The following is a 25,775-nucleotide window of genomic DNA, read 5'->3' on the forward strand; positions in this document are numbered from 1 at the left end:
CACCCCGTGTTTCCCCCACCTCACAGTCCCCGCCGCCCCTCTCCCGGACCCCTCACACCCACTCCCCGCCCCCGAAGAGGGCAGCGTTCCTCGCGGGAAACAGCTGTGATGCGGCCGGGTAACGTCGGCCCCGCACGCTCCTGGACATGACCTCGAATACGCGTGTGGTGGTGATCGGCGCCGGCCTCACCGGCGCCCGTCCCGCCCGGCGGCCCGGCGAGCCCGGCACCCCCGTGGAGTCCGGGAGGCCACCGACGTCCGTAGGCGACGAGGAGCACCGCGCATGGCGCCGGGTGCCGCTCGCCGGAACACCGGCCGGCCGCGACCACGCCCCCGAGGTGACCACCCGGACCGCCGGCCGCGCGGACGGCACGGCGATCGCATACGACGCGCAGGATGCGCCGGACCGCCCGCACCCCCTGATCGGCCCGCCCCGCCCGCTCCACCTGCTCACCAATGATGGAGGCTCCTGATGACCGCCGCCCCCGGGGCCACCCCCACGCTCGTACTCGTCGGTCACGGCATGGTCGGGCAGCGCTTCCTCGAGGCGCTCGCCGAACGCGGCATGACCGCCACGCACCGTGTGGTCGTGCTGTGCGAGGAGCCGCGCCCCGCGTACGACCGCGTCGCCCTCACCTCGTACTTCTCGGGCAGGACGCCCGCCGAACTCTCCGTGACCGACATGGAGTTCATCGACGCCCACGGCATCGAGCTGTACGTCGGCGACCCGGCGGAGACGATCGACCGGGCGGCGAAGACGGTGACGGCCCGGTCCGGCAGGGCATTCGCGTACGACACGCTCGTACTCGCCACCGGTTCCTACCCGTTCGTGCCTCCGGTCCCGCACAAGGACGCGACCGGCTGCTTCGTCTACCGCACCATCGAGGACCTGCTCGCGATCGAGGAGTACGCGAAGTCGGGGGCGGCGGTGGGGGCGGTGGTCGGCGGCGGACTGCTGGGGCTGGAGGCGGCCGGCGCGCTCAAGGGGCTCGGACTCACCTCGCACATCGTGGAGTTCGCACCGAGGCTGATGCCGGTGCAGGTGGACGAGGGTGGCGGCGCGGCCCTGCTGCGCACCATCGAGGAGATGGGCCTGACGGTCCACACGGGCGTCGGCACGCAGGAGATCGTGGTCGACTCCGAAGGCGCCGTGACGGGCATGAAGCTGTCGGACGGTTCCGAACTCGCCACCGACATGGTGGTGTTCAGCGCCGGCGTCCGGCCGAGGGACCAGCTCGCCCGCGACTGCGGTCTGACGGTCGGCGAGCGCGGTGGCATCACGGTCGACGAGCAGTGCCGTACCGTCTGTGACCCGCACGTGTTCGCGATCGGCGAGTGCGCGCTGGCGGCGGACGGCCGGGTGTACGGCCTGGTGGCGCCGGGTTACGAGCAGGCCGAGACGGCCGCGGCGACGATCGCCTCCGACGAGGCCGCCTTCACCGGCGCCGACCTGTCCACCAAGCTGAAGCTGCTCGGCGTGGACGTGGCCTCCTTCGGGGACGCGCACGGCACCAGCGGGGACTGCCTGGACGTCGTCTACTCCGACGCCCGGTCGGGCCTGTACAAGAAGCTGGTCATCGGCCGGGACGGCACCCTGCTCGGCGGCATCCTGGTCGGCGACGCGGACGCGTACGGCACGCTGAAGGCCTTCACCGGTTCGGTGCCGCCGGTCTCGCCGGAGTCGCTGGTGCTGCCGGCCGGCGCGAGCGGCGGCGCCCAGCTCGGCCCGTCCGCGCTCCCCGACGAGGCGGTCATCTGCTCCTGCCACAACGTCAGCAAGGGCACGATCCGCGGCGCGGTGACCGAGCACTCCTGCACCACCGTGCCGGAGGTGAAGAAGTGCACCAAGGCCGGTACCGGCTGCGGCAGTTGCGTGAAGGTGCTCGGCCAGCTGGTCACGGCGGAGCTGGAGGCGTCCGGCGTCGAGGTCGACAAGGGCCTGTGCGGCTGCTTCGCGCAGACCCGCGAGGAGCTGTACGAGATCGTCCTCGCCCTGCGCATCAACACCTACCGGGACCTGCTCGACCGCTACGGCCGGGAGGGCGCCCGGGGCGGCGACGGCTGCGAGGTCTGCAAGCCGGCGGTGGCGTCGATCATCGCGTCCCTCGCCCCGACGATCGGCGCGAGCGGTTACGTCCTGGACGGCGAACAGGCGGCGCTCCAGGACAGCAACGACCACTTCCTCGCCAACCTCCAGAAGAACGGCTCGTATTCGGTCGTCCCGCGGATCCCTGGCGGTGAGATCACCCCGGAGGGCCTGATCACGATCGGCGAGATCGCCCGCGACTTCGGCCTCTACACGAAGATCACCGGCGGTCAGCGGATCGACATGTTCGGCGCGCGGGTCGAGCAGCTCCCGCTGATCTGGATGCGGTTGGTGGACGCCGGCTTCGAGTCCGGGCACGCCTACGGAAAGGCCCTGCGGACCGTCAAGTCCTGTGTGGGGTCCACCTGGTGCCGCTACGGCGTCCAGGACTCGGTGCGGATGGCGATCGACCTGGAGCTGCGCTACCGGGGGCTCAGGTCGCCGCACAAGCTCAAGTCCGCCGTCTCCGGCTGTGCCCGCGAGTGCGCGGAGGCCCAGTCGAAGGACTTCGGCGTCATCGCCACCGCGGCCGGCTGGAACCTGTACGTCGGCGGCAACGGCGGCGCCACCCCGCGCCACGCGGACCTGCTCGCCCAGGACCTCACCGACGCCGAACTGGTCCGTCTGATCGACCGTTTCCTGATGTTCTACATCCGTACGGCCGACCGCCTGGAGCGCACGTCGACCTGGCTGGAGCGGATCCCGGGCGGCCTGGACCACGTCCGTGACGTGGTGGTCGAGGACTCCCTGGGCATCTGCGAGGAGCTGGAGTCGCTGATGGCGGCGCATGTGGCCGGCTACGCGGACGAGTGGGCGACCACCATCAACAACCCGGACAAGCTCGCCCGGTTCGTGTCCTTCGTCAACGCCCCCGACACCCCCGACCCGGTCGTCGGCTTCGTCCCCGAGCGCGACCAGATGAAGCCCGACCTGCCGCTGCTGTCCATCGGCATGCGCCGCCCCGCGCAAGACCCGGCAGACGTTCTGGAAGGAAGCGCCCAGCGATGACCCTGGCACCCGAGACCACCGACCTGAAGGTCCAGCTCCAGCTGGCGGACAGCTGGTTCACGGTCTGCGACCTGAACCGGCTGACCCCCGGCCGGGGCGTGGCCGCGCTGCTCCCGGACGGCCGCCAGGTCGCCCTCTTCCGCGACCGGGCCGACCGCCTCTACGCCATCGACAACCGCGACCCGTTCGGCGGCGCGGCGGTCCTGTCCCGCGGCCTGACCGGCACCCACCAGGGCCGCCCGTTCGTGGCCTCCCCGCTCCTGAAGCAGCGCTTCGACCTGGAGACCGGCGAGTGCCTGGACGACGACACGGTACGGGTGACGGCGTACGAGGTCCGGGCGGCCTGAACCGCCGAAGGAGGACGGTCGCGCCGCCTTGCGCCCTGCGGTCCGGTCCGGGCGCGTAGGGTGCCAGGATGATCGGCATTCCAGAGGCGCTGGTGCGGGGCACGATCGATCGCGAGGGTGACCGCGGAGCGGCGTGGATCATCGAACTCCCCGCGATCGTCGAGGACTTGATGGAACGCTGGGATTGCGCACCGGACGGCGAGGTGACCCACGGTGGTGTCGGGTTGATCGTCCCCGTCCGGCATCGGCCCACCGCCCGCCCCTGCGTCGTCAAGGTGTCCTTCCCGCACCCCGGCAACGTCCACGAACCGGACGCCTTCGAGGCGTGGGCGGGCCGTGGCGCGGTCCGCCTCCACCGGCGCGACGACGCCCGGTTCGCCCTCCTCCTGGAGCGGGCCCGGGTGTCGACACTGGCGGCGCTGGAGTCCGACGACGAGACGGTGATGGCGGTCGCGGGCCGGCTGAACCACCGCCTCGCCATCCCGGCCCCGGCCGGCCTGCCCCGGCTCCGGGACCGCGCCGACGAGTGGGTGGCGGAGCTGCGGAAGGACGCCGCCGACCTGTCCCACGCACTGCCGACCCGCGCGCTGGACGCGGCCGTCGCCACCGCCCGCGAACTGGGCCGGTCCCAGCCGGACACCCTCGTCCACGGCGACCTGCACGCGCGCAACATCCTGCGGGCGGACCGGGAGCCGTGGCTGGCGGTCGACCCGAAGGGCTACGTGGGAGACCCGGCGTACGACGGCGGCACGCTCCTCAAGTCCCGTGCCCTGAACCTCATGCAGGCCGACGACCTGCCGAAGACGGCCCGCCGCCTCCTGGACGTCTTCGCCGAGGCGGCGCAGCTCGACCGTGAACGCGTCCGCCGCTGGGCCCAGTTCCATGCCGTCCAGGCAGCGTTCTGGGGCCGTCGGCACGGCTTCCGCGTCGCCCGCAGCGGCCCCCGGCTGGACCGCATCACGGAATGCGCCGACGTACTGGCGGAGTCACTGGCCGTCTAGGCGGAGACGGTACGACCGCCGAACGCCCCCCCTCATCACCGCCGTCCGCCGAACTCCCATTCATGCACCTCGACGTCCGCGTACCGGACCGGCGCCAGGACATCCGCCGCCCGGTCCCGATCCGCGGCCCGGACCAGCGCCGCCGTACCGACCCAGGTGGTGCCGTCGTCGGACAGCAGCGGCCCGAAGGCGATCAGGCCGTCCTGGTCGCCGCCGGACGGCAGGCCGGGCTCGGCGACGACTCCGTCGACGATGTGCACCGGCCGCACCGGCCCCAGCCCGAGCACCAGGTACCGGTTGCCACCGCTTCGGCCACCGGGGAACTCCCACATGGTGCGTCCCAGCAGGTTGCGCCACCGCCGCAGCAGCACATCCCGGTACACGCCGGCCTGGTAGTTCGGCTCGTCGAAAGCGAACGCCCGGGCAGCAGCGGGGCCGGGCAGGTCGACGATGTGCACACTCCCGGTCGGTACCTCACCGCCCACACCGAACGTCGGCCCCCGGGCAGTCAACTCGTCCGCGTAGCGGTCCATGTAGGCCCAGTGCTTCTCCCCCAACTCCCCACGCAACACCTCGGAGCCGGCACGGTCACGGTGGTAACAGAAGAACTCCATGACCGGGAGCCTTACGCAGGACGGCAGAGCGTCTCAACACGGTTTCCCCGAGCCCGAGTAACGCAAGGTTCGGGCACGATGACGCGATCCGGCCCCGCACGCCCTACGGCCGCAGCGCCACCCCGACCGCCACGCCCAGCTTCTGCACGAACTCCGCGCGGTCGGCGACCCGGTGTTTCCAGCCCTCGCCTGCCGCCTGGAGGACCTCGGCGATCTGGTGGGGGGTGACCGCGGTGGTCGCCGGTCCGCCGGAGTCGGTGATCGCTGTCGCGAGCGTGTCGAGGAAGGCGTCGCGGTAGTCGTCGTACATGTCGTGGAGCTGGGCCGTCCCGTGCTCCAGCAGGTCGTCGACGCCCTCGTTGAGGTGCGTGCCGACGTACCGGCCCAGGTTCGCGTCGAGCGCGGCGACCAGGCGCGCCCCGAGGTCCGTGCCGGGCGCGGCCAGCGCCGTACGGACGTCCGCCAGCGCCCGGTCCAGCTCCTGGCGCATGGTCTCGCGGAACAGCTCCTCCTTGCCGGAGAAGAGGAAGTACAGGCCGGGCCGGGAGATGTCGGCCGCCCGGGCCACGGCGTCCATCGACGTCTTGCGATAGCCGAACGTGGCGAAAACGGTCAGCGCCGCCGCGAGCACCTGCTCGCGGCGCTGGGTGTCCCCCCGGGTCACGGTCATACGCACACCATACCGACTGGGCGTGCTATACATGTTTTGTTGATTCTGTTTAGTGGGGGGCCACGGCACACGAGAGTCACGCGAGAACGAGAGAGAGCACCATGAGCAAGACCGTTCTGATCACCGGCGCTTCCACCGGCATGGGAGAGGCGCTGAGCTTCGAGTACGCCGCCCGCGGCTGGAACGTGGCGGCCACCATGCGGGACACCGCCAAGGCCAACCCGGCCTTCGCCGGCCTCGGCAACGTCCTGGTCACGCGCCTCGACGTCACCGACCCCGCCGGCATCGAGCAGGCCGTCAAGGCGACCGTCGACCGTTTCGGCGCCGTCGACGCCCTGGTCAACGCGGCCGGCTACGGCCAGGTCGGCGCCGTCGAGGAGATCAGCCCCGAGCAGTTGCGCGACCAGCTGGAGACCAACGTGGTGGGCCTGGTCCAGGTGATACAGGCCGTCCTCCCGCACATGCGGGAGCGCCGCTCGGGCCACATCCTCAACATCGGCTCCATGGGCGGCCACGTCAGCCTGCCCACGATGGCCGTGTACTGCGCCTCCAAGAGCGCCGTACAGAACCTGACGGAGGGCCTGGCCCTGGAGCTCGCCCCGCTGGGCATCCACGTCACCCTGGTCGAGCCTGCGGGCTTCGACACCGGCTTCGAGGGCAACGCGAAGCTCCCCGCCGCCTCCATCCCGGACTACGCGCCCGCCTACGCCACCATGGCCGAGTTCTCCGAGCAGGCGGTACGCGGCGACCTGGTGAAGTCCATGGCGGCCGTCGCCGACATCACCGGCACCGACGAGCCCCCGCTGCACCTGGCGGTGGCCACCGCCGGTCTGGAGATGGTGCGCGGCCGCTTCACCGAGCTGATGGCCGAGTACGACCGCTGGGAGCAGGTCACGGCCGGCACCGACTGACAGCCCGGCTTCACCGGTCAGGCGACGCGGCGCAGCGCCTCCGGGGTGAGGTCGGCGAGCGTCGGGTAGCCGTCGACGGCCATGATCAGGTCGGCCTCGGCGAGCAGCGCCCGCAGGACGTGGACGAGTCCGGGTTCACCGCCGTAGGCCAGGCCGTAGGCGTAGGGACGGCCGACGCCCACGGCGGTGGCGCCCAGCGCGACCGCCTTGACGACGTCGGCGCCCGTCCGGACCCCGGAGTCGAACAGGACCGGCAGGCCGTCGGCGGCCTCGACCACCCCCGGCAGCGCGTCGAGGGCGGGCAGGCCGCCGTTGGCCTGGCGGCCGCCGTGGTTGGAGCAGTAGATGCCGTCCACGCCGGCGTCCTTGGCGCGCCGGACGTCCTCGGGATGGCAGACGCCCTTGAGGATCAGCGGCAGATCGGTGACCGACCGCAGCCAGGGCAGGTCGTTCCAGGTGAGCGGGTTGCCGAAGATCCCCGCCCAGAGCGCGACGGCGGCCTGCGGGTCGTCCTGCGGGCTCTTGCCGAGCCGGGCCCGGAAGACCGGGTCGCTGGTGTAGTTGGCCAGGCAGTTCCCGCGCAGCTGCGGGAAGTTGCTGGTGCTCAGGTCGCGGGGCCGCCAGCCGGTGATCCAGGTGTCCAGGGTGACCACGATCCCCTTGAACCCGGCCTTCTCGGCCCGGTGCACCAGGCTCTCGGCCAGCTCCCGGTCGGTGGGGGTGTACAGCTGGAAGAAGCCAGGGGTGGAGCCGAACTCGCCGGCCACCTGCTCCAGCGGGTCGACGGTCAGCGTGGAGGCGACCATCGGTACGCCGGTCCGGGCGGCGGCGCGGGCGACGGCCAGGTCACCGTGGCCGTCCTGCGCGCACAGCCCGATCACCCCGACCGGGGCCATGAACAGCGGCGAGGGCAGCCGCAGCCCGAACAGGTCGACGGACAGGTCCCGCTCCGTGGCCCCCACCAGCATGCGCGGCACCAGCCCCCAGTGCTCGAACGCGCCGACATTGGCCCGCTGCGTCCGCTCGTCGCCGGCGCCGCCCGCGACGTACGAGCGCACCGAAGGGGCCATCGCGGCCTGGGCCAGCGGCTCCAGATCGTCGTACGTCATCGGGAAGCGCGGCACCACTCCGCGCAGCCCGTCGAGGTAGATCTCGTTCTGGTAGTCGGCGAACGCCATGATCCGGCCCTTCCTCACGACTGCGCCCGCGGGGTGCGGGCCTCTCGAAGCACACGATGCTCGAAGTACACAATGGGAGAGTGGCGCACAACGGCTCCGAAACGCAGGATTCCGGCTCGGACGGCGAGCAGACGCAGGATGCTGCCGCCGCTTCGGCCGTACCGGCGCTGCTGACCGAGGACGAGCTGGCGCTGATCAACGCCTTGCAGCTGAGCCCGCGGGCCTCCTGGACCGAGCTCGGACGCGCCCTGGGCGTCGACCCGGTCACGGTGGCCCGCCGTTTCCACCGCCTCTCCGCGCAGGGCACGGCCTGGGTGAGCTTCTCCCCCGGCCCGCTGCTGCTGGAGCAGATCTGCGTGGCGTACGTCGTGATCGACTGCGCTCCGGGGACGACGGCCCGGGTCGCCGGGGCGCTGAGCGCCCACCCCCACATGGTGACGATCGAGCGGACGGCCTCCGGCCACGACATCCTCGCCACGGTCGCCACCCGCGACCTGCCGGCCCTGTCCCGCTACACCCTCGACCTGCTCCCCCACCTGCCGGGGATCACCGTCGTACGGTCCCGGATCGTCACCCACATGTTCACCGAGGGCGGCCGCTGGCGCATCGCCGCCCTGGCCCCGGCCCAACGCGCCCGGCTGACGGCCCCGCCCCCGGCCCGCACCGGCGGCACGGCGGCGCACCGGCAGCCCACCTCCTTCGACCGCGCCCTCGCCACCCGTCTCGCGCACGACGGCCGCGCGCCCTACCAGACCCTGGCACGGGACCTCGGCGTCAGCCTCTCCACCGCCAAGCGCCGCGTCGAAGCCCTCACCCGCCAGGGGCTGCTCCGCTTCCGCTGCGACTTCGCCCGCTCACTCGGCGGCTGGCCGGTCGCCGTCACCTTCTGGGCCAGGGTCCCGGCCGCCGACCTCCCCGAGATCGGCCACGCCCTCATCCGGCTGCCCGAGACCCGCAACTGCGCGGCCATCAGCGGCCCCCAGAACCTCATCCTGCAGGCCGGCCTGCACTCGGTCAGCGACATCCTCCGCCTGGAGACCCACCTGGCGACGACCCACCCGACCCTCGACATCGCGGACCGGGTCATCACCCTGCGCCAGGACAAACTCCTCGGCCGTCTGCTGGACGCGCACGGCCGCTCGGTCGGCGTCGTACCGGCGGACCTGTGGGCGGATCCGGCCCTGTGAGCGGGCCTCGGCGGCTGTCACCGGGCTGCCGTAGAGTGCGCCGTGGTGGGGACGCGACATCCGTTCGAGGGGGAGCCTGCCATGGGTGCGCCGAACAAGAACCGGGCGGCCGGCCCGGTACCGACGAGTCCCGAGCAGATGATCACGGAGGCGCGGAAGGCGTTCTTCATGATGTTCGCCCTGCTCGCGGTGGTCTGGCTCGTGCAACTGGCCAACTGGGCCGACCACTACGCCTTCTCCCGGGACTACGCGGTGGTCTCCGGCGACGTCGGCACGCTGCCCGACGTCCTGGTGGCGCCGCTGCTGCACTGGAGCTGGGCACACATCGAGAGCAACTCCGGCCCGCTGTTCGTCTTCGGGTTCCTCGCCGCCTACCGGGGAGTGCTGCGGTTCCTCGGGCTGACCCTGCTGATCGCGCTGAGCAGCGGCCTGGTGGTCTGGTTCTTCGAGCGGGGCGACGTGGCGACGGTCGGCGCCAGCGGCCTGATCTTCGGATACTTCGGCTACGTCGTCGTACGGGGACTCTTCGACCGGCACCTGATCGACACGCTGATCGGGGTCGTCATGGGCGCGTCCTTCGCCTACCTCCTCACCGTGGCCGTGCCCGGGACACCGGGGGTGAGCTGGCTCGGCCACCTCGGCGGGCTGCTCGGGGGCCTGGTCGGAGCGTGGCTCTTCCGGGACCGGCGCCCGCGGACGAGCACCGCCGACAGCACCACCGGGGCGACGGCCGACGGCGCCCCGCGCGCCGTCCCCGGCTCCCCGCGCTCCGACCTCTACAAGGAACTCGACGACCTCGGCCTGCTCTGACGACAGCAGGCCTACGGGACTAGGCGGCCTTGGACCGCCCCCTACGCGTGCCCGGGGTGGGCTCCTGAACTTCCTCGGACCAGTCGGGCCAGAGGGCGTCGTCTTCTCCGAAGTCCGGAGCCTGGAAGGGGTCTGTCGCCGGGGGCGGCGACACCGCGGTGGAACGGCGGGGCTGCCCTTCCGGTGCGGAGAACAGTGAGGTCGAGTCGATGAGAGTGCTGCCTTTCGTCACAGACCCCGGACGGGGCCTGGTGTGCCGTGACCGGGCACAGCGGTTCTAGAGCTTGGTCATCTTCGCGTACGGGCTCAGGATCCGCATCTGGGTAGAACCGAAATCCACGAGCGCCGCGATTCCGTCCTCGATGCCGATGACCCGGCCGAGGCCGTACACGTCATGCGTGACCTGATCGCCCATCTCGAAGTGCTTGGGAGCCGGTGGAACCGGGGCCTTGAAGGGGCTGGTGGGCAGGTGACGCTTCGGTGCCGCAGGCTTAGTCATGACTCAGTATGAGCCCACGTTGCGCCCCGCTGGCTGTGGCCGTCGGCACAGATCCACCGGGGCGAACCGGCGCCACGCCCCTGACCAGGCATTTCGAGATTCGATGAGGTTCCGGCGACTGACACGGTTGTGTCACGAACCGGGGCTGACGGCAGCCGGGGGCCGCTGAGGCGGACGCCCGGGCGCCAAGCGGTCCCGCATCCGCAGCTCATGCACGAAGGGACGGCACCCCCGCACAGGGTGCCGTCCCTCTTCTTGCGTGCCGGGGCCGCCGTCCATCGGTCTTGAGGGTCGGGGACGGACGGCGGACCCGGGGTTCGCGGGCAGTGCGCCTCAGCGGTGGTCGCTGCCGGTCGACTGCGTTGCCGCGCGGCCCGCTTCCAGGCGGGCCACCGGGATGCGGAACGGGCTGCAGGAGACGTAGTCCAGGCCTACCTCGTGGAAGAAGTGGACCGACTCCGGGTCGCCGCCGTGTTCTCCGCAGACGCCCAGTTTCAGGTCCGGGCGGGTGGCGCGGCCGGCCTTCGCCGCTGCCGCCACCAGGGAGCCGACGCCGTCCCGGTCGATCGTCTCGAAGGGGGACACCCCGAAGATGCCCTTCTCCAGGTAGGCGGTGAAGAAGGAGGCTTCGACGTCGTCGCGGCTGAAGCCCCAGACCGTCTGGGTCAGGTCGTTCGTACCGAAGGAGAAGAACTCGGCCGCTTCCGCGATCTGGCCGGCCGTCAGGGCCGCCCGCGGGAGTTCGATCATCGTGCCGATGGAGAGCTTGAGGCTGGTGCCGGTCGCCGCCTCCACCTCCGCGATGACCTGGTCGGCCTCCTCGCGGACGATCTCCAGTTCCTGGACCGTGCCGACCAGGGGGATCATGATCTCCGCACGGGGGTCGCCCTTGGCGTTCTTGCGTTCCGCGGCGGCCTCGGCGATGGCGCGGACCTGCATCGTGAACAGGCCGGGGATGACCAGGCCCAGGCGTACGCCGCGCAGGCCGAGCATCGGGTTCTGCTCGTGCAGGCGGTGGACCGCCTGGAGGAGGCGGAGTTCGTTCTCGTGGGGTTCCTGGCGGGACTCGGCGAGGGCCACCCGGACCGAGAGTTCCGTGATGTCCGGCAGGAACTCGTGCAGCGGCGGGTCGAGGAGACGGACCGTCACCGGGAGGCCGTCCATCGCCGAGAGGAGCTCGACGAAGTCCTTCTTCTGGAGCGGGAGCAGGGCGCTCAGCGCCTCCTCGCGGTCCTCCTCGGTGTCCGCCAGGATCAGGCGTTCCACCAGTTCGCGGCGGTCACCGAGGAACATGTGCTCGGTGCGGCACAGGCCGATGCCCTGGGCGCCGAAGCGGCGGGCGCGCAGCGCGTCCTCGGCGTTGTCGGCGTTGGCACGCACCCGCAGGCGGCGCTTGCGGTCCGCGAAGGCCATGATGCGGTGGACCGCCTCGACCAGTTCGCCGGCGTCATGGGCGCCCGCGTGCATCCGGCCCTCGAAGTACTCGACCACCGGGGAGGGGACCACCGGGACCTCGCCCAGGTAGACCTTGCCGGACGAGCCGTCGATGGAGATGACGTCGCCCTCCTCGACCACGTGGCCGCCGGGGACGGTCATCCGGCGGCGCTTGGTGTCGACCTCCAGGTCCTCCGCGCCGCAGACGCAGGTCTTGCCCATGCCGCGGGCCACGACGGCCGCGTGCGAGGTCTTGCCGCCCCGGGAGGTCAGGATGCCCTCGGCGGCGATCATGCCGTCCAGGTCGTCGGGGTTCGTCTCGCGGCGGACCAGGATGACCTTCTCGCCCGAGCGGGACCACTTCACGGCGGTGTACGAGTCGAAGACCGCCTTGCCGACCGCCGCGCCCGGCGAGGCGGCGATGCCGCGGCCGACGTGCTGGGCCTTCGCCTGCTCGTCGAAGCGGGGGAACATCAGCTGGGCGAGCTGGGCGCCGGTGACCCGCTGGAGGGCCTCCGTCTCGTCGATCAGGCCCTGGTCCACCAGCTGGGTCGCGATGCGGAAGGCGGCCCCTGCGGTGCGCTTGCCGACGCGGGTCTGGAGCATCCACAGCTGACCGCGCTCGATGGTGAACTCGATGTCGCAGAGGTCCTTGTAGTGGTTCTCCAGCGTCTCCATGATCTGCATCAGCTGGTCGTACGACTTCTTGTCGATGTTCTCCAGCTCGGCCAGCGGGACCGTGTTGCGGATGCCCGCGACCACGTCCTCGCCCTGGGCGTTCTGGAGGTAGTCGCCGTAGACGCCCTGGTGGCCGGAGGCGGGGTCGCGGGTGAAGGCGACGCCGGTGCCGGAGTCGGGGCCGAGGTTGCCGAAGACCATCGAGCAGACGTTGACGGCGGTGCCGAGGTCGCCGGGGATGCGCTCCTGGCGGCGGTAGAGCTTGGCCCGGTCGGTGTTCCAGGACTCGAAGACCGCCTTGATGGCGAGGTCCATCTGCTCGCGCGGGTCCTGCGGGAAGTCCCGGCCGGCCTCCGTCTTGACGATCTTCTTGAACCTGGTGACCAGCTTCTTGAGGTCGGCGGCCTCCAGGTCGGTGTCGACGGTGACCTTCTTGGCGTCCTTCGCCGCGTCCAGGGCCTCCTCGAAGAGGTCGCCGTCGACGCCGAGGACCGTCTTGCCGAACATCTGGATGAGGCGGCGGTAGGAGTCCCACGCGAAGCGGTCGTCGCCGGCCTGCTTGGCCAGGCCCTGCACGGACTTGTCGGAGAGGCCGATGTTCAGGACCGTGTCCATCATGCCGGGCATGGAGAACTTGGCGCCGGAGCGGACCGAGACCAGGAGAGGGTTGTCGGGCTGGCCGAGCTTCTTGCCCATCCGCTCTTCGAGGGCGTCGAGGTGCGCACTCACCTCGTCACGCAGTGCCACCGGCTCCTCGCCGCTGTCGAGGTAGACCTTGCAGGCTTCCGTCGTGATCGTGAAGCCCGGGGGAACGGGGAGCCCCAGGTTGGTCATCTCGGCGAGGTTCGCGCCCTTGCCACCCAGGAGGTCCTTGAGGTCCTTGTTTCCCTCGGTGAAGTCGTAAACGAACTTCACACCATGGGGATCTTTGTTTTCCGACACGGGTCTCGACTCCCTCGAGGACTCGGTGGCTGCCCTGACGGCCAGGAACATACCCAGATCGAAGGAGCCTGGGTACGTCTACTTGCGTGTCATGCGCCCGTAACCAGTCGTCCGCCACCGGATCGAAAGTCAAAGCTTGGCAAGCGGAGACCGGTTCGTGTTTTCACTTGTTGAACGCAAGACCGCTCAGCATCACACCTTTCCGCTCAGATGAGCGAGTAGACCGCACACCTGATTTCGATCGATGAACGATCAAGGGGTGGCACCCAGTGCCACCCCTTGGAGAAGTGCAGTCGCTCATGATCCGCTCATCTGAGCGCAACCCTTATCAAGGGTGGCGAGAATCACGCTGCCACAGACCGCCCGGGTTCACCATGCGGACGCGGGCGCGGACACCACAACCCGCCGGAAACGCCCCGGTCACACGCCCAGCGCCAGCAACCGCTCCTCCGCCCGCTCCGGCGCGTACAGGTGCTCCACGACCAGCGCACCGGCCCCGACCAGCCCGGCCCGCTCCCCCAGCCGCGATGTCACGACGTCCAGATGAGCGGTGGAGCGGGGCAGCGCCCGCTGGTAGAGCAGTTCGCGGACACCGGTGAGGAACGGGGTGCCCGCCAGGTCGCCCGCGATCATCAGGACGCCCGGGTTGAGCAGGGTCACGACCGTCGCCAGCACGTCCCCGACCATGCGGCCGGCCTCCCGCGCCAGCGCCGCCGCCTCCGGGTGGCCCGAGGCGAGCAGGTCGCGCACGTCCGAGCCGGAGGACGCCGGGACCCCGGCCTCCGCCAGCCGCCGGGCCACCGCGCCGCCGCTGGCGACCGCGGCGAGGCAGCCGTACGAACCGCACCGGCACTGCGCCTCCGCACCCACCCGGATGTGCCCGATGTCCCCGGCGCCGCCGTCGACGCCGCGGTATATCGAGCCGTCCACCACGACCCCGGCGCCGATACCCGTCGAGACCTTGACGAGGACGAACGCCGAGCAGTCCGGGTATCCGGTGCGCTGCTCGCCGTACGCCAGCAGGTTCGCGTCGTTGTCCACCAGGACCGGGACGGCGGGCGCGCCGGTGTGCTCGGTGAACGCCCTGGCCAGCCGGCCCCTTATGTCGTAGCCGTCCCAGCCCGGCATGATCGGCGGCTGGACGACCCGGCCGGTGTCCATGTCGACCGGCCCCGGCACCGCGAGGCCGATCCCGCACACCTCCGTGGCGCGGTGGCCCGCCTTCTCCAGCAACTCGGCGAACCAGTGGCCGAGTTCGCCGAGCACGGCGTCCGGGCCGTCCTGGATGACCAGGGTGCCGGTGTGTTCGGCGAGGAGCTCGCCGGTGAGCGAGAGCACGGCGGCGCGGGCGTGCCGGGTCTCCAGGTCGGCGGCGAGGACGACGGCGTGGGAGTCGTCGAATTCGAGGGTGATGGAGGGACGTCCGCCCAGCGGGGAGTCGACCGGGCCGCCGGCGCCCTCGCGCAGCCAGCCCGCGCGGAACAGGCGGTCCAGGCGGTGGCCGACGGTGGCGCGGGAGAGTCCGGTGGCCTGCTGGAGCGCTCCGCGCGTCACGGCCCGCCCGTTGCGCACCAGTTCGAGCAGATCGCCGGCGCTCGCCTGTCCGCCGCCCTTGCCGGTCCTGCCGGGACGTCCGGTCATGCGCACCCCCTTGTGTTTCTCAAGCTTGCATTACATATTGAGTTTTGCGTGTTAAATAGACGTAACCCTACGGTAGCCACAGCCAAACCCGGCCGGCCGGACGTCTTCGGGGAGTCCCGAGTGGATCGCACTGCCCAGCTCACCACCCATGCGCTCGATCGCGGTATTGCATACGATCCGCCGCCCGTCCGCGCCACCACCGCCGGCACCGCGGTCGCCGGCGGACGGTCCCTGCACGTCAGGGCCGCACGGGTGCTCGAAGACAACTGGACCGGCAGTTCGACCGTGCCCTCCCGGAGCCTGTACCCGCACCAGTGGTCGTGGGACTCGGCGTTCATCGCGATCGGCCTCAGGCACCTCTCGCCGCTGCGGGCGCAGACGGAGCTGGAGACGCTGCTGGCCGCCCAGTGGGGCGACGGGCGGATCCCGCACATCGTCTTCAACCCCTCCGTGCCCCTCGACGCGTACTTCCCGAGCCCCGACTTCTGGCGCTCCTCGACCGCGGGGCGCGCTGCGGGCGCCCCGCGCACCGTACAGACCTCCGGGATCGTGCAGCCACCGGTGCACGCGCTGGCGGCCTGGCTGGTGCACCTCGCCGACCCGGGCCTGTCGCGGGCGCGCGGCTTCCTGGCGGGCGTCTACCCACGGCTGGCCGCCTGGCACCGCTATCTGCTGCACCGGCGCGACCTGGGCGGCGGCGGGCTGGCGTCCGTCGTCCACCCCTGGGAGCAGGGCATGGACAACAGCCCCTGCTGGGACGCCCCGCTGGCCCGGGTCACCCCGGCCCCGGCGCGCTCCTTCCGCCGGGCCGACCTGGACCACGGTGCCGCCGAGGACCGGCCCACGGACCTGGACTACGGACGGTACGTGCGGCTGGCGGCCGACTACCGGGACGCCGGATACGCGGACCGGACCAGGGACTTCGCCGTCGAGGACCCCGCGTTCAACGCGCTGCTCATCGCCTCCGAGCACGCCCTCGCCCGGATCGCACGGGAGCTGGGCGCACCCGGCACGGCCCGGCACGCGCGGGCCGGGCGGCTGACGGCGGCGCTGGTGGACCGGCTGTGGGACCCGGAGAGGGAGATCTTCCTGTGCCGGGACCTGCGAGGCGGCGAGGACGGCGGCGAGGGCGGCGCGCTGATCCCCGAACGCGGGGTCTCCGGGCTGGTCCCGCTGCTGCTGCCCGAGCTGCCCCGGGAGATCGCCGCCGCGCTCGTCCGCACCCTGGACGGCCCGCACTTCGGCACCGGCACCCGCCTGGTGCCCAGTTACGACCTGCTCGGCGAGGCCTTCGACCCGCACCGCTACTGGCGCGGGCCCGCCTGGTTCAACACCGGGTGGCTGCTGGAGCGGGGACTGCGCGAGCACGGCGAGCGGGAGCGGGCGGACGCGCTCGCCGAGGCGGTCGTACGGACGGCCGACGCGAGCGGTTTCGCCGAGTACGTCGACCCGTTCACGGGCGAGGCGTGCGGCGCGACCGGGTTCGGGTGGACGGCGGCGCTCGCGCTGGACCTGCACCACCGGCGGACCGCCGCACCGCACCCCGCGGCACGCGAAGAGCCACACAGTGCACGTCAAAACCTGGACAAGAGCTGACAAAACGCGGTGTCTTAGGCGGGCACCGCGCGTTCGACCTGAGGAACAGAGGAGGGGACCGGGGATGACGGACCGGCATCATCTGCTCGTGCACGGCACGACGTTCGCGGCCGTGGACGACCGCGGCGACATCAGCGGCGTGCGGGGCGGCGGTTCCCCGGACGGGTTATTCGTACGGGACGCCCGGCACCTCAGCCGCTGGCAGCTGACCGTCGACGGGGCGCTGCCCGAGGTGCTCACCCCGGTCACCGACGGGGACGGCACGCGCTGTGTCCTGGTCCCGCGCGGCGGCCGCCAGGAACCGCCCGCGCACACGCTCTTCCGTGAACAGGCCGTGGGCTACGGCTCGTTCGCCGAGTCCCTGCGGGTCACCAGCAACCGCCCGGTGCCGACCACGATCCGGCTCGCGATCACCGCCGACGCCGACTTCACCGACCAGTTCGAACTCCGCGCCGACCACCGCACCTACACCAAGGCCGGCGCCGTCCGCTCCCGCCATGTCCTCGACGACGGGCTGGAGTTCGGCTACCGCCGGGGCGAGTGGCGGTCCTCGACGACGATCACCGCCGAGCCCGCCCCCGACGCCGTGGAGGAGACCGGGACCGGCGCCCGGCGGATGGTGTGGACGCTGGAACTGGAACCGCACGGCACCACCGAACTGCTGGTACGGGTGATGGCGCGCCCGCACGGCGACCGGCGGGCGCTGCGGGTGCCCCGCGACCCGGCCGCACTGAACGAACAACTCCTCGCGCTGGAGGGCGAGTTCGTGGAGGGCGTGGCCTTCCCGACGGGCTGGCCGGAGCTGGCGGCGGCCTGTGCCCGCGGTCTCTCCGACCTCGCCACCCTCCAGGTGCCGGCCACCGGCCCGGACGGCGAGGAGCTCAAGGTCCCGGCGGCCGGGGCCCCCTGGTTCCTCACCCTGCTCGGCCGCGACGCCCTGCTCACCTCCCTCTTCGCCCTCCCCTACCGCCCGCACCTGGCCGCCGCCACCCTCCCCGCCCTCGCCGCCACCCAGGCCACCGAGACCGGCGCGCACTCGGTGGCCCAGCCCGGGAAGATCGTCCACGAGGTACGGCACGGCGAACTGGCCCACTTCGGGCAGGTGCCGTACGGGCGTTACTACGGATCGGTCGACGCGACACCGCTGTTCCTGATCCTGCTGGGCGCGTATGTCGAGCAGACCGGGGACCTGGACATGGCCCGCCGGCTCGAACGCAACGCGCGCGCGGCCGTCGGCTGGATGCTCGACCACGGCGGGCTGACCTCGCGCGGCTATCTCGTCTACCGCGCGGACAAGGGCGGCCTCGCCAACCAGAACTGGAAGGACTCCCCCGGCGCGATCTGCTCCGCCGACGGCAGCCGGCCGATGGGGACCGTGATGGCGGCGGGGGCGCAGGGGTACGCGTACGACGCGCTGCGCCGGACGGCGTGGCTGGCGCGGACGGCGTGGGCCGACGAGACGTACGCGGCGCTGCTGGAACAGGCCGCCGGTGATCTGCGGGACCGGTTCCAGCAGGACTTCTGGATGCGGGAGGCGTCCTTCCCCGCGCTGGCCCTCGACGGGGAGGGGCGGCAGGTCGACGCGCTCGCCTCGGACGCCGGGCACCTGCTGTGGTCCGGGCTGCTGGACAAGGAGTACGGGGAGGTGGTCGGGCGGCGGCTGCTGGAGCCGGACTTCTTCTCGGGGTGGGGGGTGCGGACGCTGGCCGCGGGGCAGGCGGCGTACCACCCGCTGTCGTACCACCGTGGTTCGGTGTGGCCGCACGACAACGCGCTGATCGCGCTGGGGCTGGCGCGGTACGGGCTGCACGACGAGGCGCGGGCGGTGGCGCACGGGCTGGTGGACGCGGCGACGGCGGGCGGGCACCGGTTGCCGGAGGTGCTGGCCGGGTACGGGCGGGACTCGCATCCGGAGCCGGTGCCGTATCCGCATGCGTGCGTACGCGAATCGCGGTCGGCGGCGGCTCCGTTGGCGTTGTTGACTGCGGTGGGGGGTGCGTAGGGTTGCGTCCCGGGCGCGGGTTGGCGGGGGTTGCTCGCGCCCACACGGCGGAGCCGCATATCGACACAGCCCCGCGCCCCTTTGGGGCGCTGTAGTTTGCCCTGTGTTTGCCGAAAGGCCTGAACAGGGGCCATGTGTGAGCCGTACGGAAAGTTGTCGGGTCCAGGCCTCCCCAGCGTCGGCCCGCCGTTTCCGTTTCACGGGTCTCGCACGGAAGGACCTCCGGGTTGCCTCAGCACACGAGCACACGCCAGTCATCCAGTACGGACGGGGAGACCGAGGCTGAGGTCACGCAGACCACGGAGGCCGAAGCAGAAGAGGTCGAGAAGACCGCGGAGGACGAGGCGACGGCAGCCCCTGCCGCCGCCTCGGCGGAAGCGGAAACGGCCGCTCCCGAGTCCGAGTCCGAGTCCGAGTCCGAAGAGGCGGGCATAGCCGAGGCGGCCGCCGCCGAGCCCGAGAAAGCGGCCGCCCCCGAAGAAGCCCCCGGCCCCGAGACCACGCCTGAAGCCGAAGCCGAGCCTGAGGCCGAGCCCGAGGCGGAAGCAGAGCCCGAAGCCGAGCCCGAGGCGGAAGCAGAACCAGAAGCCAAGCCTGAGGCGGCAGCCGGGGCAGAGGTCGAGGCAGAGGCAGAGGCCGAAACCTTGCCGGCTCCCGATGCCGCCACCCCCGCCCGGCGGCCCCGGATATGGCAGCGCTGGCGCAAGGAGCACCCCACCGCGGCTCGTGTGCTCTCCATCGCGCTCACCACCGTGTCCGCCCTGCTCGTCTACGCCTGCCTGCTGATGCCGAACACGCTCAGCGGGCTGAAGGCGGTCACGTTCGTGCGGATCCCGGCCGAGGCGATCATGGGCGCGGTGGTGCTGCTGAGCCTGCCGCGGCGGGCCCGGCTGGTGCTGTCGGCGCTGGCGGGGGCGGTGGTCGGGGCGCTGACCATCATCGACTTCTTCAACATGGGCTTCGTCGACTACCTGGGCCGGCCCTTCAACATCATCCTGGACTGGTCGCTGCTGCCCGACGCCCGCAGCTACCTGAAGGACACCCTCGGCGGGACCGCCGAGCTGGCGATCACCGCCGGTGCCATGGTGCTGATCTTCCTGCTGATCGGGCTGGTCGCGCTGGCCACCGTACGGGTCGCCAACGAGCTCACCCGGGTCCGGGCGCGCGCCACCCGGACCACCCTGATCATCGGCGTGGTCTGGATCACCTGCAGTGCTCTCGGGCTGCAGATCGCCGGGTCGCCGATCGCCGCGCAGAAGGCGACCGCCGCCCTGAAGACGCAGGTGCGGTCCGTCCGGGAGACGCTGAAGGACGAGGCGGAGTTCCAGAAGGTGGCCAAGGTGGACGCCTTCGGGAACACCCCGGGCAGCCAGCTGGTGCCGGCCCTGCGCGGCAAGGACGTCGTCTTCACGTTCATCGAGAGCTACGGCCGCAGCGCGATCGAGGACCCGATCGAGGCGCCCGGTGTGGACAAGACGCTGGACGCGCAGACGGCGATGCTGAAGAAGGCCGGTTACGCGGCGAAGAGCGGCTGGCTGACGTCGGCGACGTACGGCGGCAGCAGCTGGCTCGGGCACTCGACGACGATGTCGGGGCTGTGGGTGAGCAACCAGCAGCGCTACCGGACCGTCATGGCCAGCGACCACCTCAGCCTGACCAAGGCCTTCAAGAAGACCGGCGACTTCGACACCGTCGGTGTGATGCCGGGTATCCAGAAGGGCTGGCCGGAGCAGAGCTTCTACGGCCTCGACAAGGTCTACAACGCCTTCCAGCTCGGCTACAAGGGACCGAAGTTCAGCTGGTCGACGATGCCCGACCAGTACGCGCTCCAGCAGTTCCAGGACCGGGTGCACAGCAAGAAGCCGGCCGACGGCAAGTCCCGGATGTCGTTCCTGATCCTGACCTCCAGCCACCAGCCGTGGGCGCCGATCCCGAAGATGGTGCCGTGGGACCAGCTGGGCGACGGCTCGATCTTCAACGCCATCCAGAAGGCCGGCAACAAGGCGTCCGACGTCATCGCCGACACCACCAAGTCCCGGCAGGAGTACGGCAAGTCGGTGCAGTACACGGTGACCGCGCTCACCCAGTGGCTGCAGCGCTACGGCAACGACAACACGGTGCTGGTCTTCCTCGGCGACCACCAGCCGATCGCCCGGGTCAGCGGCAACCACGCCAGCCGGGACGTGCCGATCTCGATCGTCGCCAAGGACCCGAAGGTGCTTGACGCGATCAACTCCTGGAACTGGACCGACGGCCTGCGCCCGGCGCACAACGCCCCGGTGTGGAAGATGAGCGCGTTCCGCGACAAGTTCCTGACTGCGTACGGCTCCACGCCGCACCCCAAGTCGAACTAGCGGCGAATCAGCCGCCGGACGAGTCCAGTTCGGCGTCCTCGCCGATGCCCGCGCAGTCGTACGGGTCCTTCAGCCAGCCGTCCGGCAACACCACCCGGTTGTTGCCGGACGTACGGCCGCGGGGCCCGTCGGCGCCGGTGGGCCAGGGCTGGTCCAGGTCCAGTTCGTCGAGACCCGCGCGGAGTCCGGCCAGGGACGAGGTGACGGCGAGGCGCTTGCGCATCTCGCTGCCGACCGCGAAGCCCTTGAGGTACCAGGCGACGTGCTTGCGGAAGTCGACCACGCCCCTGGACTCGTCGCCGAGCCACTCGCCGAGCAGGGTGGCATGCCGGACCATGATGTCGGCGACCTCGCGGAGAGCGGGCCTGAGGACGTCCTGGTCCCGGCCCTCGAAGGCGGCGACCAGGTCCGCGAAGAGCCACGGCCGGCCCAGGCAGCCGCGTCCCACGACCACCCCGTCGCAGCCGGTCTCCCGCACCATCCTGAGGGCGTCCTCGGCCGACCAGATGTCGCCGTTGCCGAGGACGGGGATCTCCGGGACGTGCTCCTTCAGGCGGGCGATGGCCTCCCAGTCGGCGGTGCCGCCGTAGTGCTGGGCGGCGGTGCGGCCGTGCAGGGCGATCGACGTGACGCCCTCCTCCACCGCGATGCGGCCGGCGTCGAGGTAGGTGATGTGGTCGTCGTCGATGCCCTTGCGCATCTTCATGGTGACCGGGAGGTCGCCGGCGCCGCTCACCGCCTCCCGGAGGATGGCGCGGAGCAGGTTCCGCTTGTAGGGGAGGGCCGACCCGCCGCCCTTTCTGGTGACCTTCGGGACCGGGCAGCCGAAGTTCAGGTCGATGTGGTCGGCCAGGCCCTCCTCGGCGATCATGCGGACGGCCTTGCCGACGGTGGCCGGGTCGACGCCGTACAGCTGGATGGACCGGGGCTTCTCGGTCTCGTCGAAGCGGATCAGCTGCATGGTCTTCTCGTTGCGCTCGACCAGCGCCCGGGTCGTGATCATCTCGCTGACGAACAGGCCCTTGCCCCCGCTGAACTCCCGGCACAGGGTCCGGAAGGGCGCGTTGGTGATTCCCGCCATGGGGGCGAGGACGACCGGCGGCCGGACGGTGTGCGGGCCGACCTGGAGGGGGGACATGGGCTCGGGCATTCCCCCATTGTCGCGTACGGAGCGCGGTGCTCGTCCGGCACTCGTCCGGGCTGTGGACAACCGTCCCTTCCGCACCCTCCGTCATGATCATGTAGCAGTCATTAGTTAGACGCACTATTGAAACGGGCGTACGATGTGAGCCATGCCCGAGCTGAGCCCCCGCCGACGCATGCTCGTCCTCGCGATCTGCTGCATGAGCCTGCTGATCGTGAGCCTCGACACCACCGCCCTCAATGTCGGCCTGCCGTCCATGCAGCGCGAACTGCACGCCTCGACCGCGGGTCTGCAGTGGACGATCGACGCGTACACCCTGGTCCTGGCCTCACTGCTGATGCTCGCGGGGTCGACAGGCGACCGGGTCGGCCGCAAGAAGGTCTTCATGACGGGCCTGGTCGTCTTCTCGATCGGCTCGCTGCTCTGCTCGCTGGCACCGAACCTCGACTCGCTGATCGCGTTCCGCATGGTCCAGGCGGTGGGCGGTTCGATGCTCAACCCCGTCGCCATGTCGATCATCACCAACACCTTCACCGACCCGCGTGAGCGGGCCCGGGCGATCGGGGTGTGGGGTGCGGTGGTCGGCATATCCATGGCCGCCGGCCCGCTGGTCGGCGGCCTGCTGGTGGAGTCGGTGGGCTGGCGCGCGATCTTCTGGGTCAACATCCCGGTGGGCCTGGCGGCCGTACTGCTGACGCTGCGCTTCGTACCGGAGTCCCGGGCGCCGAAGGCCCGCCGCCCCGACCCGGTCGGCCAGGTCCTGGTCATCGCGCTGTTCGGCTCGCTGACCTACGCGATCATCGAGGCGCCGACGGCGGGCACCGGCACGGTCCTGCCGTTCGCCGCGGTGGCCCTCGCCGCGCTGCTGGGCCTCCTGTGGTACGAGCCGCGCCGCGACGAGCCCCTCATCGACCTGCGTTTCTTCCGCTCCGCGCCGTTCAGCGGCGCCACCGTGATCGCGATCAGCGCGTTCGCGTCCCTGGGCGGCTTCCTGTTCCTGTCCACGCTCTACCTCCAGAACGTGCGCGGTCTGGACGCCCTGCACGCGGGCCTGTGGATGCTGCCGATGGCGGTCCCGATGTTCCTGTGCGCCCCGCTGGCGGGCCGCCTGGTCGGCAGCCGGGGTCCGCGTCTGCCGCTGGTGATCGCCGGGGTCGCGATGACCGGCAGTGCCGTCCTCTTCGCCGCGTTCGAGGCGGAGACCTCGAACACCAGCCTCTTCCTCGGCTACGTGCTGTTCGGCATCGGCTTCGGCTTCGTGAACGCCCCCATCACCAACACGGCGGTCTCCGGCATGCCGAGGTCCCAGGCCGGCGTCGCCGCCGCGGTCGCCTCCACCAGCCGGCAGCTCGGCCAGACCCTCGGCGTCGCGGTGATCGGCGCGGTGCTGGCCTCCGGGATCGGCTCGTCGTCATACGCCGGCAGGTTCGTCTCCGCCGCCCGCCCCGGCTGGTGGATCCTCGCGGGCTGCGGCCTCGCGGTCCTGGTCCTGGGCGCCCTGACGAACGGCCGCTGGGCCCGCGCCACCGCCGAGCGGGCCGCGGAACGACTGGAGTCACCGGAGATCCGCGCGGCCTCGGGGGCGGCGGAGCGCGTGTAGCGCTGTGACCAGGAAGGTTCACCGAGGCCGGTGAAGGGGCTTCGGGCCGCCTCACAAGGCCTTTCCCGGGTTGAGGATTCCGTGTGGGTCGAAGGCCTGTTTGAGGCGGCGTTGCAATGCGTGGGCGGACGGGCCGAGTTCCTCGGCGACCCACTGGCGTTTCAGGACGCCGACACCGTGTTCGCCGGTGAGGGTGCCGCCCAGGCGCAGGGCCAGGGCGAAGATCTCGCCCGCCGTCTCCCAGGCCGCGTCCGGGAGCCGGTCCAGGGCCGGGTCGACCACGATGATCGGGTGCAGGTTGCCGTCGGCCGCGTGGGCGATGGTGAAGACCGGCGTCCCGTTGCGGGCGGAGATCGCGCGGATCCCGCGGACCGCCTCGGCGAGCCGGGAGCGGGGCACCGCGATGTCCTCGATGAGGGGGCGGCCGAGGCGTTCCAGCGCGGGGAGCGCCCGGCGGCGGGCGGACAGCAGGGCTTCCGCCTCGGCGGGGTCGGTGGTGGTCCGCACGCTCGTGGCCAGCGGGGCCAGGACGTCGGCCACCGCCTGTGCCTCGGCGACCGCCCCGGCGCCGTCGCACTGCACGATCAGCAGGGCGGCGCCGCGCTCGCGCAGGGCCGGGTCGACGGCCTCCAGGACCGGTCCGTCGAGCAGTTCCGCGAGGGCCGGGACCACCCCGGCCCGCGCGATCGCGTACGACGCCTGCGCCGCCGCCTCGAACGTGGCGAAGTACGCGGCCAGGGTCGCCGTCGCGGCCGGCAGCGGCCGTAGTCGCAGGGTCGCCCCGGTGATCACCGCGAGGGTGCCCTCCGAGCCGGTCAGCAGCGCGGTGAGGTCGTAGCCGGTGACGCCCTTGACGGTACGGCGGCCGGTGGTGATCACCGTGCCGTCGGCGAGGACCGCCTCAAGACCCAGCACGCTGTCCCGCGTCACGCCGTACTTGGCGCAGCGCAGGCCGCCCGCGTTGGTGGCGATGTTCCCGCCGATCGTGGACAGGGCCGCGCTGGCCGGGTCGGGCGCGTAGCGCAGTCCGTGGGCGGCCGCCGCCCGGTCCAGCTCCGCGGTGATCACGCCCGGCTCCACGACCGCGAGCTGGTCGTCCGGGGACAGGTCGAGGACGCGGTTCATCCCGGACAGGTCCAGGACCAGGGAGCCCTCGCCGGCCGTCGCCCCGCCCGACAGGCCGGTGCCCGCGCCCCGGGGAACCACCGGCACCCGCAGCGCGTGCGCGTGCCGCAGGGTCACCGTCACGTCCTCGGTGCGCCGGACGTGCACGACGGCCGTCGGCAGCCCTTCGGGGTGGGTGCCGGAGCGGTCGGTGGCGTGCGCGGCCAGCGTGCGGGGGTCGGTGGCCAGCCGGTCGGGCGGCAGGTCACGGGCGAGCAGGCCCAGCAACCGGGCCGGGGCGGTGGTGGTGTCTGCGGTGGTCACGGGGTCAGGGCCTTCGTTCCGATCGTCAGCAGGGCGATGTCCTCCTGGGGTGCGTGCACCGGTGCGCACTGGATGTCGCGGAAGTGCCGCTCCAGGGGGTTGCCCCGGGCCAGGCCGGGGTTGCCGAGCAGGCGTACGGCCAGTTCGACCGCCCGTACCCCGTGCCGGTCGGCCAGCACGCGCGCGCCGAGGGCCTGTTCGGGGGTGTACGACGGCTCGGCCGCGTCGACCCGGGCGGCCCCGTCGAACACCAGTTGTTCGGCGGCCGTCAGCAGGATCTCGATCTCGCCGGCCGTCCTGCGGAAGCGTTCCGTACGGGCCACCGGGTGGCCGAGGTTGGCGGGCACACGCGTGTGCGCGAACGTGTGGAAGAAGGACTGCGCCGCCCGCGCCACGCCCAGGTACAGGGCGGCGAGGGGAAGGTGCAGGGCGGCGCCCGCGCGGTTGTCCTGCTCGGCGGCCGGGCCGTGCGGGCCGATGCCGATGACGTGCTCGTACGGCACCTCGACGGCCCGGAACGTGACGTCGTGGCTGCCGCTCGCCCGCAGGCCCAGCTGGTCCCAGCGGCCGGTGATCTCGATGCCGGGTGCGTCGCCCGGCACCAGGAAGGTGCCCACCCTCGGCTCGGGTTCGTCGGTGGTCGCC

At 71.7% G+C, this 25,775-nt stretch carries 20 protein-coding genes; 11 read left to right on the forward strand and 9 right to left on the reverse strand.

Annotation, left to right across the window (positions count from 1 at the left end):
• The first annotated feature begins 146 nt into the window (after window positions 1-146).
• From ACWGKQ_RS33675 to ACWGKQ_RS33690, 4 genes are all read left to right on the forward strand, one after another.
• A complete protein-coding gene (locus ACWGKQ_RS33675; RefSeq protein WP_453295808.1) occupies window positions 147-473 on the forward strand; it encodes a hypothetical protein in 327 nt (108 codons plus the stop codon).
• Complete coding sequence (gene nirB, locus ACWGKQ_RS33680) at window positions 473-3,094, forward strand: nitrite reductase large subunit NirB (RefSeq protein ID WP_453295809.1); 2,622 nt, start codon at window positions 473-475, stop codon at window positions 3,092-3,094. The genes ACWGKQ_RS33675 and nirB overlap by 1 nt, the downstream gene beginning before the upstream one ends.
• Window positions 3,091-3,441, forward strand: a complete 351-nt coding sequence (gene nirD, locus ACWGKQ_RS33685) for a nitrite reductase small subunit NirD (protein WP_453295810.1) — start codon at window positions 3,091-3,093, stop codon at window positions 3,439-3,441. The genes nirB and nirD overlap by 4 nt, the downstream gene beginning before the upstream one ends.
• Window positions 3,442-3,509: 68 nt before the next feature.
• Complete coding sequence (locus tag ACWGKQ_RS33690) at window positions 3,510-4,442, forward strand: aminoglycoside phosphotransferase family protein (RefSeq protein ID WP_453295811.1); 933 nt, start codon at window positions 3,510-3,512, stop codon at window positions 4,440-4,442.
• Window positions 4,443-4,477: 35 nt separating this feature from the next.
• On the opposite strand, the gene ACWGKQ_RS33695 is transcribed toward ACWGKQ_RS33690, so the two are convergent.
• The gene (locus ACWGKQ_RS33695; protein ID WP_453295812.1) at window positions 4,478-5,056 is read right to left on the reverse strand and encodes a YciI family protein; all 579 of its coding nucleotides are present in this window, start codon (window positions 5,054-5,056) and stop codon (window positions 4,478-4,480) included.
• Between the two features lie 103 nt (window positions 5,057-5,159).
• Complete coding sequence (locus tag ACWGKQ_RS33700) at window positions 5,160-5,726, reverse strand: TetR/AcrR family transcriptional regulator (protein WP_453295813.1); 567 nt, start codon at window positions 5,724-5,726, stop codon at window positions 5,160-5,162.
• Window positions 5,727-5,827: 101 nt separating this feature from the next.
• Here ACWGKQ_RS33700 and ACWGKQ_RS33705 point away from each other — a divergent pair, with 101 nt between their 5' ends.
• Window positions 5,828-6,637, forward strand: a complete 810-nt coding sequence (locus tag ACWGKQ_RS33705) for an SDR family NAD(P)-dependent oxidoreductase (RefSeq protein ID WP_453295814.1) — start codon at window positions 5,828-5,830, stop codon at window positions 6,635-6,637.
• Window positions 6,638-6,654: 17 nt separating this feature from the next.
• On the opposite strand, the gene ACWGKQ_RS33710 is transcribed toward ACWGKQ_RS33705, so the two are convergent.
• Complete coding sequence (locus ACWGKQ_RS33710; protein ID WP_453295815.1) at window positions 6,655-7,815, reverse strand: lactate 2-monooxygenase; 1,161 nt, start codon at window positions 7,813-7,815, stop codon at window positions 6,655-6,657.
• Between the two features lie 80 nt (window positions 7,816-7,895).
• Here ACWGKQ_RS33710 and ACWGKQ_RS33715 point away from each other — a divergent pair, with 80 nt between their 5' ends.
• Window positions 7,896-9,002 carry an Lrp/AsnC family transcriptional regulator gene (locus ACWGKQ_RS33715; RefSeq protein ID WP_453295816.1) on the forward strand — a complete coding sequence of 369 codons (1,107 nt, stop codon included), beginning with the start codon at window positions 7,896-7,898 and terminating at the stop codon, window positions 9,000-9,002.
• A gap of 81 nt (window positions 9,003-9,083) precedes the next feature.
• A complete protein-coding gene (locus tag ACWGKQ_RS33720) occupies window positions 9,084-9,812 on the forward strand; it encodes a rhomboid family intramembrane serine protease (RefSeq protein ID WP_453295817.1) in 729 nt (242 codons plus the stop codon).
• A gap of 277 nt (window positions 9,813-10,089) precedes the next feature.
• Here ACWGKQ_RS33720 and ACWGKQ_RS33725 read toward each other — a convergent pair whose 3' ends face one another.
• From ACWGKQ_RS33725 to ACWGKQ_RS33735, 3 genes are all read right to left on the reverse strand, one after another.
• Window positions 10,090-10,311 carry a hypothetical protein gene (locus ACWGKQ_RS33725; RefSeq protein ID WP_453295818.1) on the reverse strand — a complete coding sequence of 74 codons (222 nt, stop codon included), beginning with the start codon at window positions 10,309-10,311 and terminating at the stop codon, window positions 10,090-10,092.
• A gap of 333 nt (window positions 10,312-10,644) precedes the next feature.
• A complete protein-coding gene (gene ppdK, locus ACWGKQ_RS33730) occupies window positions 10,645-13,365 on the reverse strand; it encodes a pyruvate, phosphate dikinase (protein ID WP_453295819.1) in 2,721 nt (906 codons plus the stop codon).
• Window positions 13,366-13,785: 420 nt separating this feature from the next.
• Window positions 13,786-15,006 (reverse strand): ROK family protein, encoded by a 1,221-nt coding sequence (locus ACWGKQ_RS33735; protein WP_453295820.1) that lies wholly within the window; start codon window positions 15,004-15,006, stop codon window positions 13,786-13,788.
• Window positions 15,007-15,126: 120 nt separating this feature from the next.
• On the opposite strand from ACWGKQ_RS33735, the gene ACWGKQ_RS33740 reads away from it, so the two are divergent.
• From ACWGKQ_RS33740 to ACWGKQ_RS33750, 3 genes are all read left to right on the forward strand, one after another.
• Window positions 15,127-16,602 carry an MGH1-like glycoside hydrolase domain-containing protein gene (locus ACWGKQ_RS33740; protein ID WP_453295821.1) on the forward strand — a complete coding sequence of 492 codons (1,476 nt, stop codon included), beginning with the start codon at window positions 15,127-15,129 and terminating at the stop codon, window positions 16,600-16,602.
• Window positions 16,603-16,666: 64 nt separating this feature from the next.
• Window positions 16,667-18,604: an amylo-alpha-1,6-glucosidase gene (locus ACWGKQ_RS33745; RefSeq protein WP_453295822.1), complete on the forward strand. Its 1,938-nt coding sequence runs from the start codon at window positions 16,667-16,669 to the stop codon at window positions 18,602-18,604.
• 227 nt (window positions 18,605-18,831) lie between these two features.
• On the forward strand, window positions 18,832-20,958 hold the full coding sequence (locus ACWGKQ_RS33750; RefSeq protein WP_453295823.1) for a sulfatase-like hydrolase/transferase: 2,127 nt from the start codon (window positions 18,832-18,834) through the stop codon (window positions 20,956-20,958).
• A gap of 7 nt (window positions 20,959-20,965) precedes the next feature.
• Here ACWGKQ_RS33750 and dusB read toward each other — a convergent pair whose 3' ends face one another.
• Window positions 20,966-22,108, reverse strand: a complete 1,143-nt coding sequence (dusB, locus tag ACWGKQ_RS33755) for a tRNA dihydrouridine synthase DusB (protein WP_453295824.1) — start codon at window positions 22,106-22,108, stop codon at window positions 20,966-20,968.
• A 142-nt stretch (window positions 22,109-22,250) separates the two neighbouring features.
• Between dusB and ACWGKQ_RS33760 the strand changes: the two genes are divergently transcribed.
• Window positions 22,251-23,702, forward strand: coding sequence for an MFS transporter (locus tag ACWGKQ_RS33760; protein ID WP_453295825.1), 1,452 nt, complete (start codon window positions 22,251-22,253; stop codon window positions 23,700-23,702).
• Between the two features lie 51 nt (window positions 23,703-23,753).
• Here the strand turns inward: ACWGKQ_RS33760 and ACWGKQ_RS33765 are convergent, their stop codons facing one another.
• Both ACWGKQ_RS33765 and ACWGKQ_RS33770 read right to left on the reverse strand, forming a co-directional pair.
• Window positions 23,754-25,130, reverse strand: a complete 1,377-nt coding sequence (locus tag ACWGKQ_RS33765) for an FAD-binding oxidoreductase (RefSeq protein WP_453295826.1) — start codon at window positions 25,128-25,130, stop codon at window positions 23,754-23,756.
• The coding region (locus ACWGKQ_RS33770) for an acyl-CoA dehydrogenase family protein (protein WP_453295827.1) at window positions 25,127-25,775 on the reverse strand (649 nt) is incomplete at its 5' end. The genes ACWGKQ_RS33770 and ACWGKQ_RS33765, both read right to left, overlap by 4 nt.

This window comes from Streptomyces sp. NPDC054770 (assembly GCF_053611985.1).

Bases quoted from the DNA above. Each gene is read 5' to 3' on its own strand.
- ACWGKQ_RS33705 (WP_453295814.1), top strand. From the start codon at position 5,828: ATGAGCAAGACCGTTCTGATCACCGGCGCTTCCACCGGCATGGGAGAG.
- ACWGKQ_RS33700 (WP_453295813.1), bottom strand. From the start codon at position 5,726: ATGACCGTGACCCGGGGGGACACCCAGCGCCGCGAGCAGGTGCTCGCG.
- ACWGKQ_RS33720 (WP_453295817.1), top strand. From the start codon at position 9,084: ATGGGTGCGCCGAACAAGAACCGGGCGGCCGGCCCGGTACCGACGAGT.
- ACWGKQ_RS33695 (WP_453295812.1), bottom strand. From the start codon at position 5,056: ATGGAGTTCTTCTGTTACCACCGTGACCGTGCCGGCTCCGAGGTGTTG.
- ACWGKQ_RS33710 (WP_453295815.1), bottom strand. From the start codon at position 7,815: ATGGCGTTCGCCGACTACCAGAACGAGATCTACCTCGACGGGCTGCGC.
- ACWGKQ_RS33675 (WP_453295808.1), top strand. From the start codon at position 147: ATGACCTCGAATACGCGTGTGGTGGTGATCGGCGCCGGCCTCACCGGC.
- dusB (WP_453295824.1), bottom strand. From the start codon at position 22,108: ATGCCCGAGCCCATGTCCCCCCTCCAGGTCGGCCCGCACACCGTCCGG.
- ACWGKQ_RS33725 (WP_453295818.1), bottom strand. From the start codon at position 10,311: ATGACTAAGCCTGCGGCACCGAAGCGTCACCTGCCCACCAGCCCCTTC.
- ACWGKQ_RS33760 (WP_453295825.1), top strand. From the start codon at position 22,251: ATGCCCGAGCTGAGCCCCCGCCGACGCATGCTCGTCCTCGCGATCTGC.
- nirD (WP_453295810.1), top strand. From the start codon at position 3,091: ATGACCCTGGCACCCGAGACCACCGACCTGAAGGTCCAGCTCCAGCTG.
- nirB (WP_453295809.1), top strand. From the start codon at position 473: ATGACCGCCGCCCCCGGGGCCACCCCCACGCTCGTACTCGTCGGTCAC.
- ACWGKQ_RS33690 (WP_453295811.1), top strand. From the start codon at position 3,510: ATGATCGGCATTCCAGAGGCGCTGGTGCGGGGCACGATCGATCGCGAG.
- ACWGKQ_RS33745 (WP_453295822.1), top strand. From the start codon at position 16,667: ATGACGGACCGGCATCATCTGCTCGTGCACGGCACGACGTTCGCGGCC.
- ACWGKQ_RS33735 (WP_453295820.1), bottom strand. From the start codon at position 15,006: ATGACCGGACGTCCCGGCAGGACCGGCAAGGGCGGCGGACAGGCGAGC.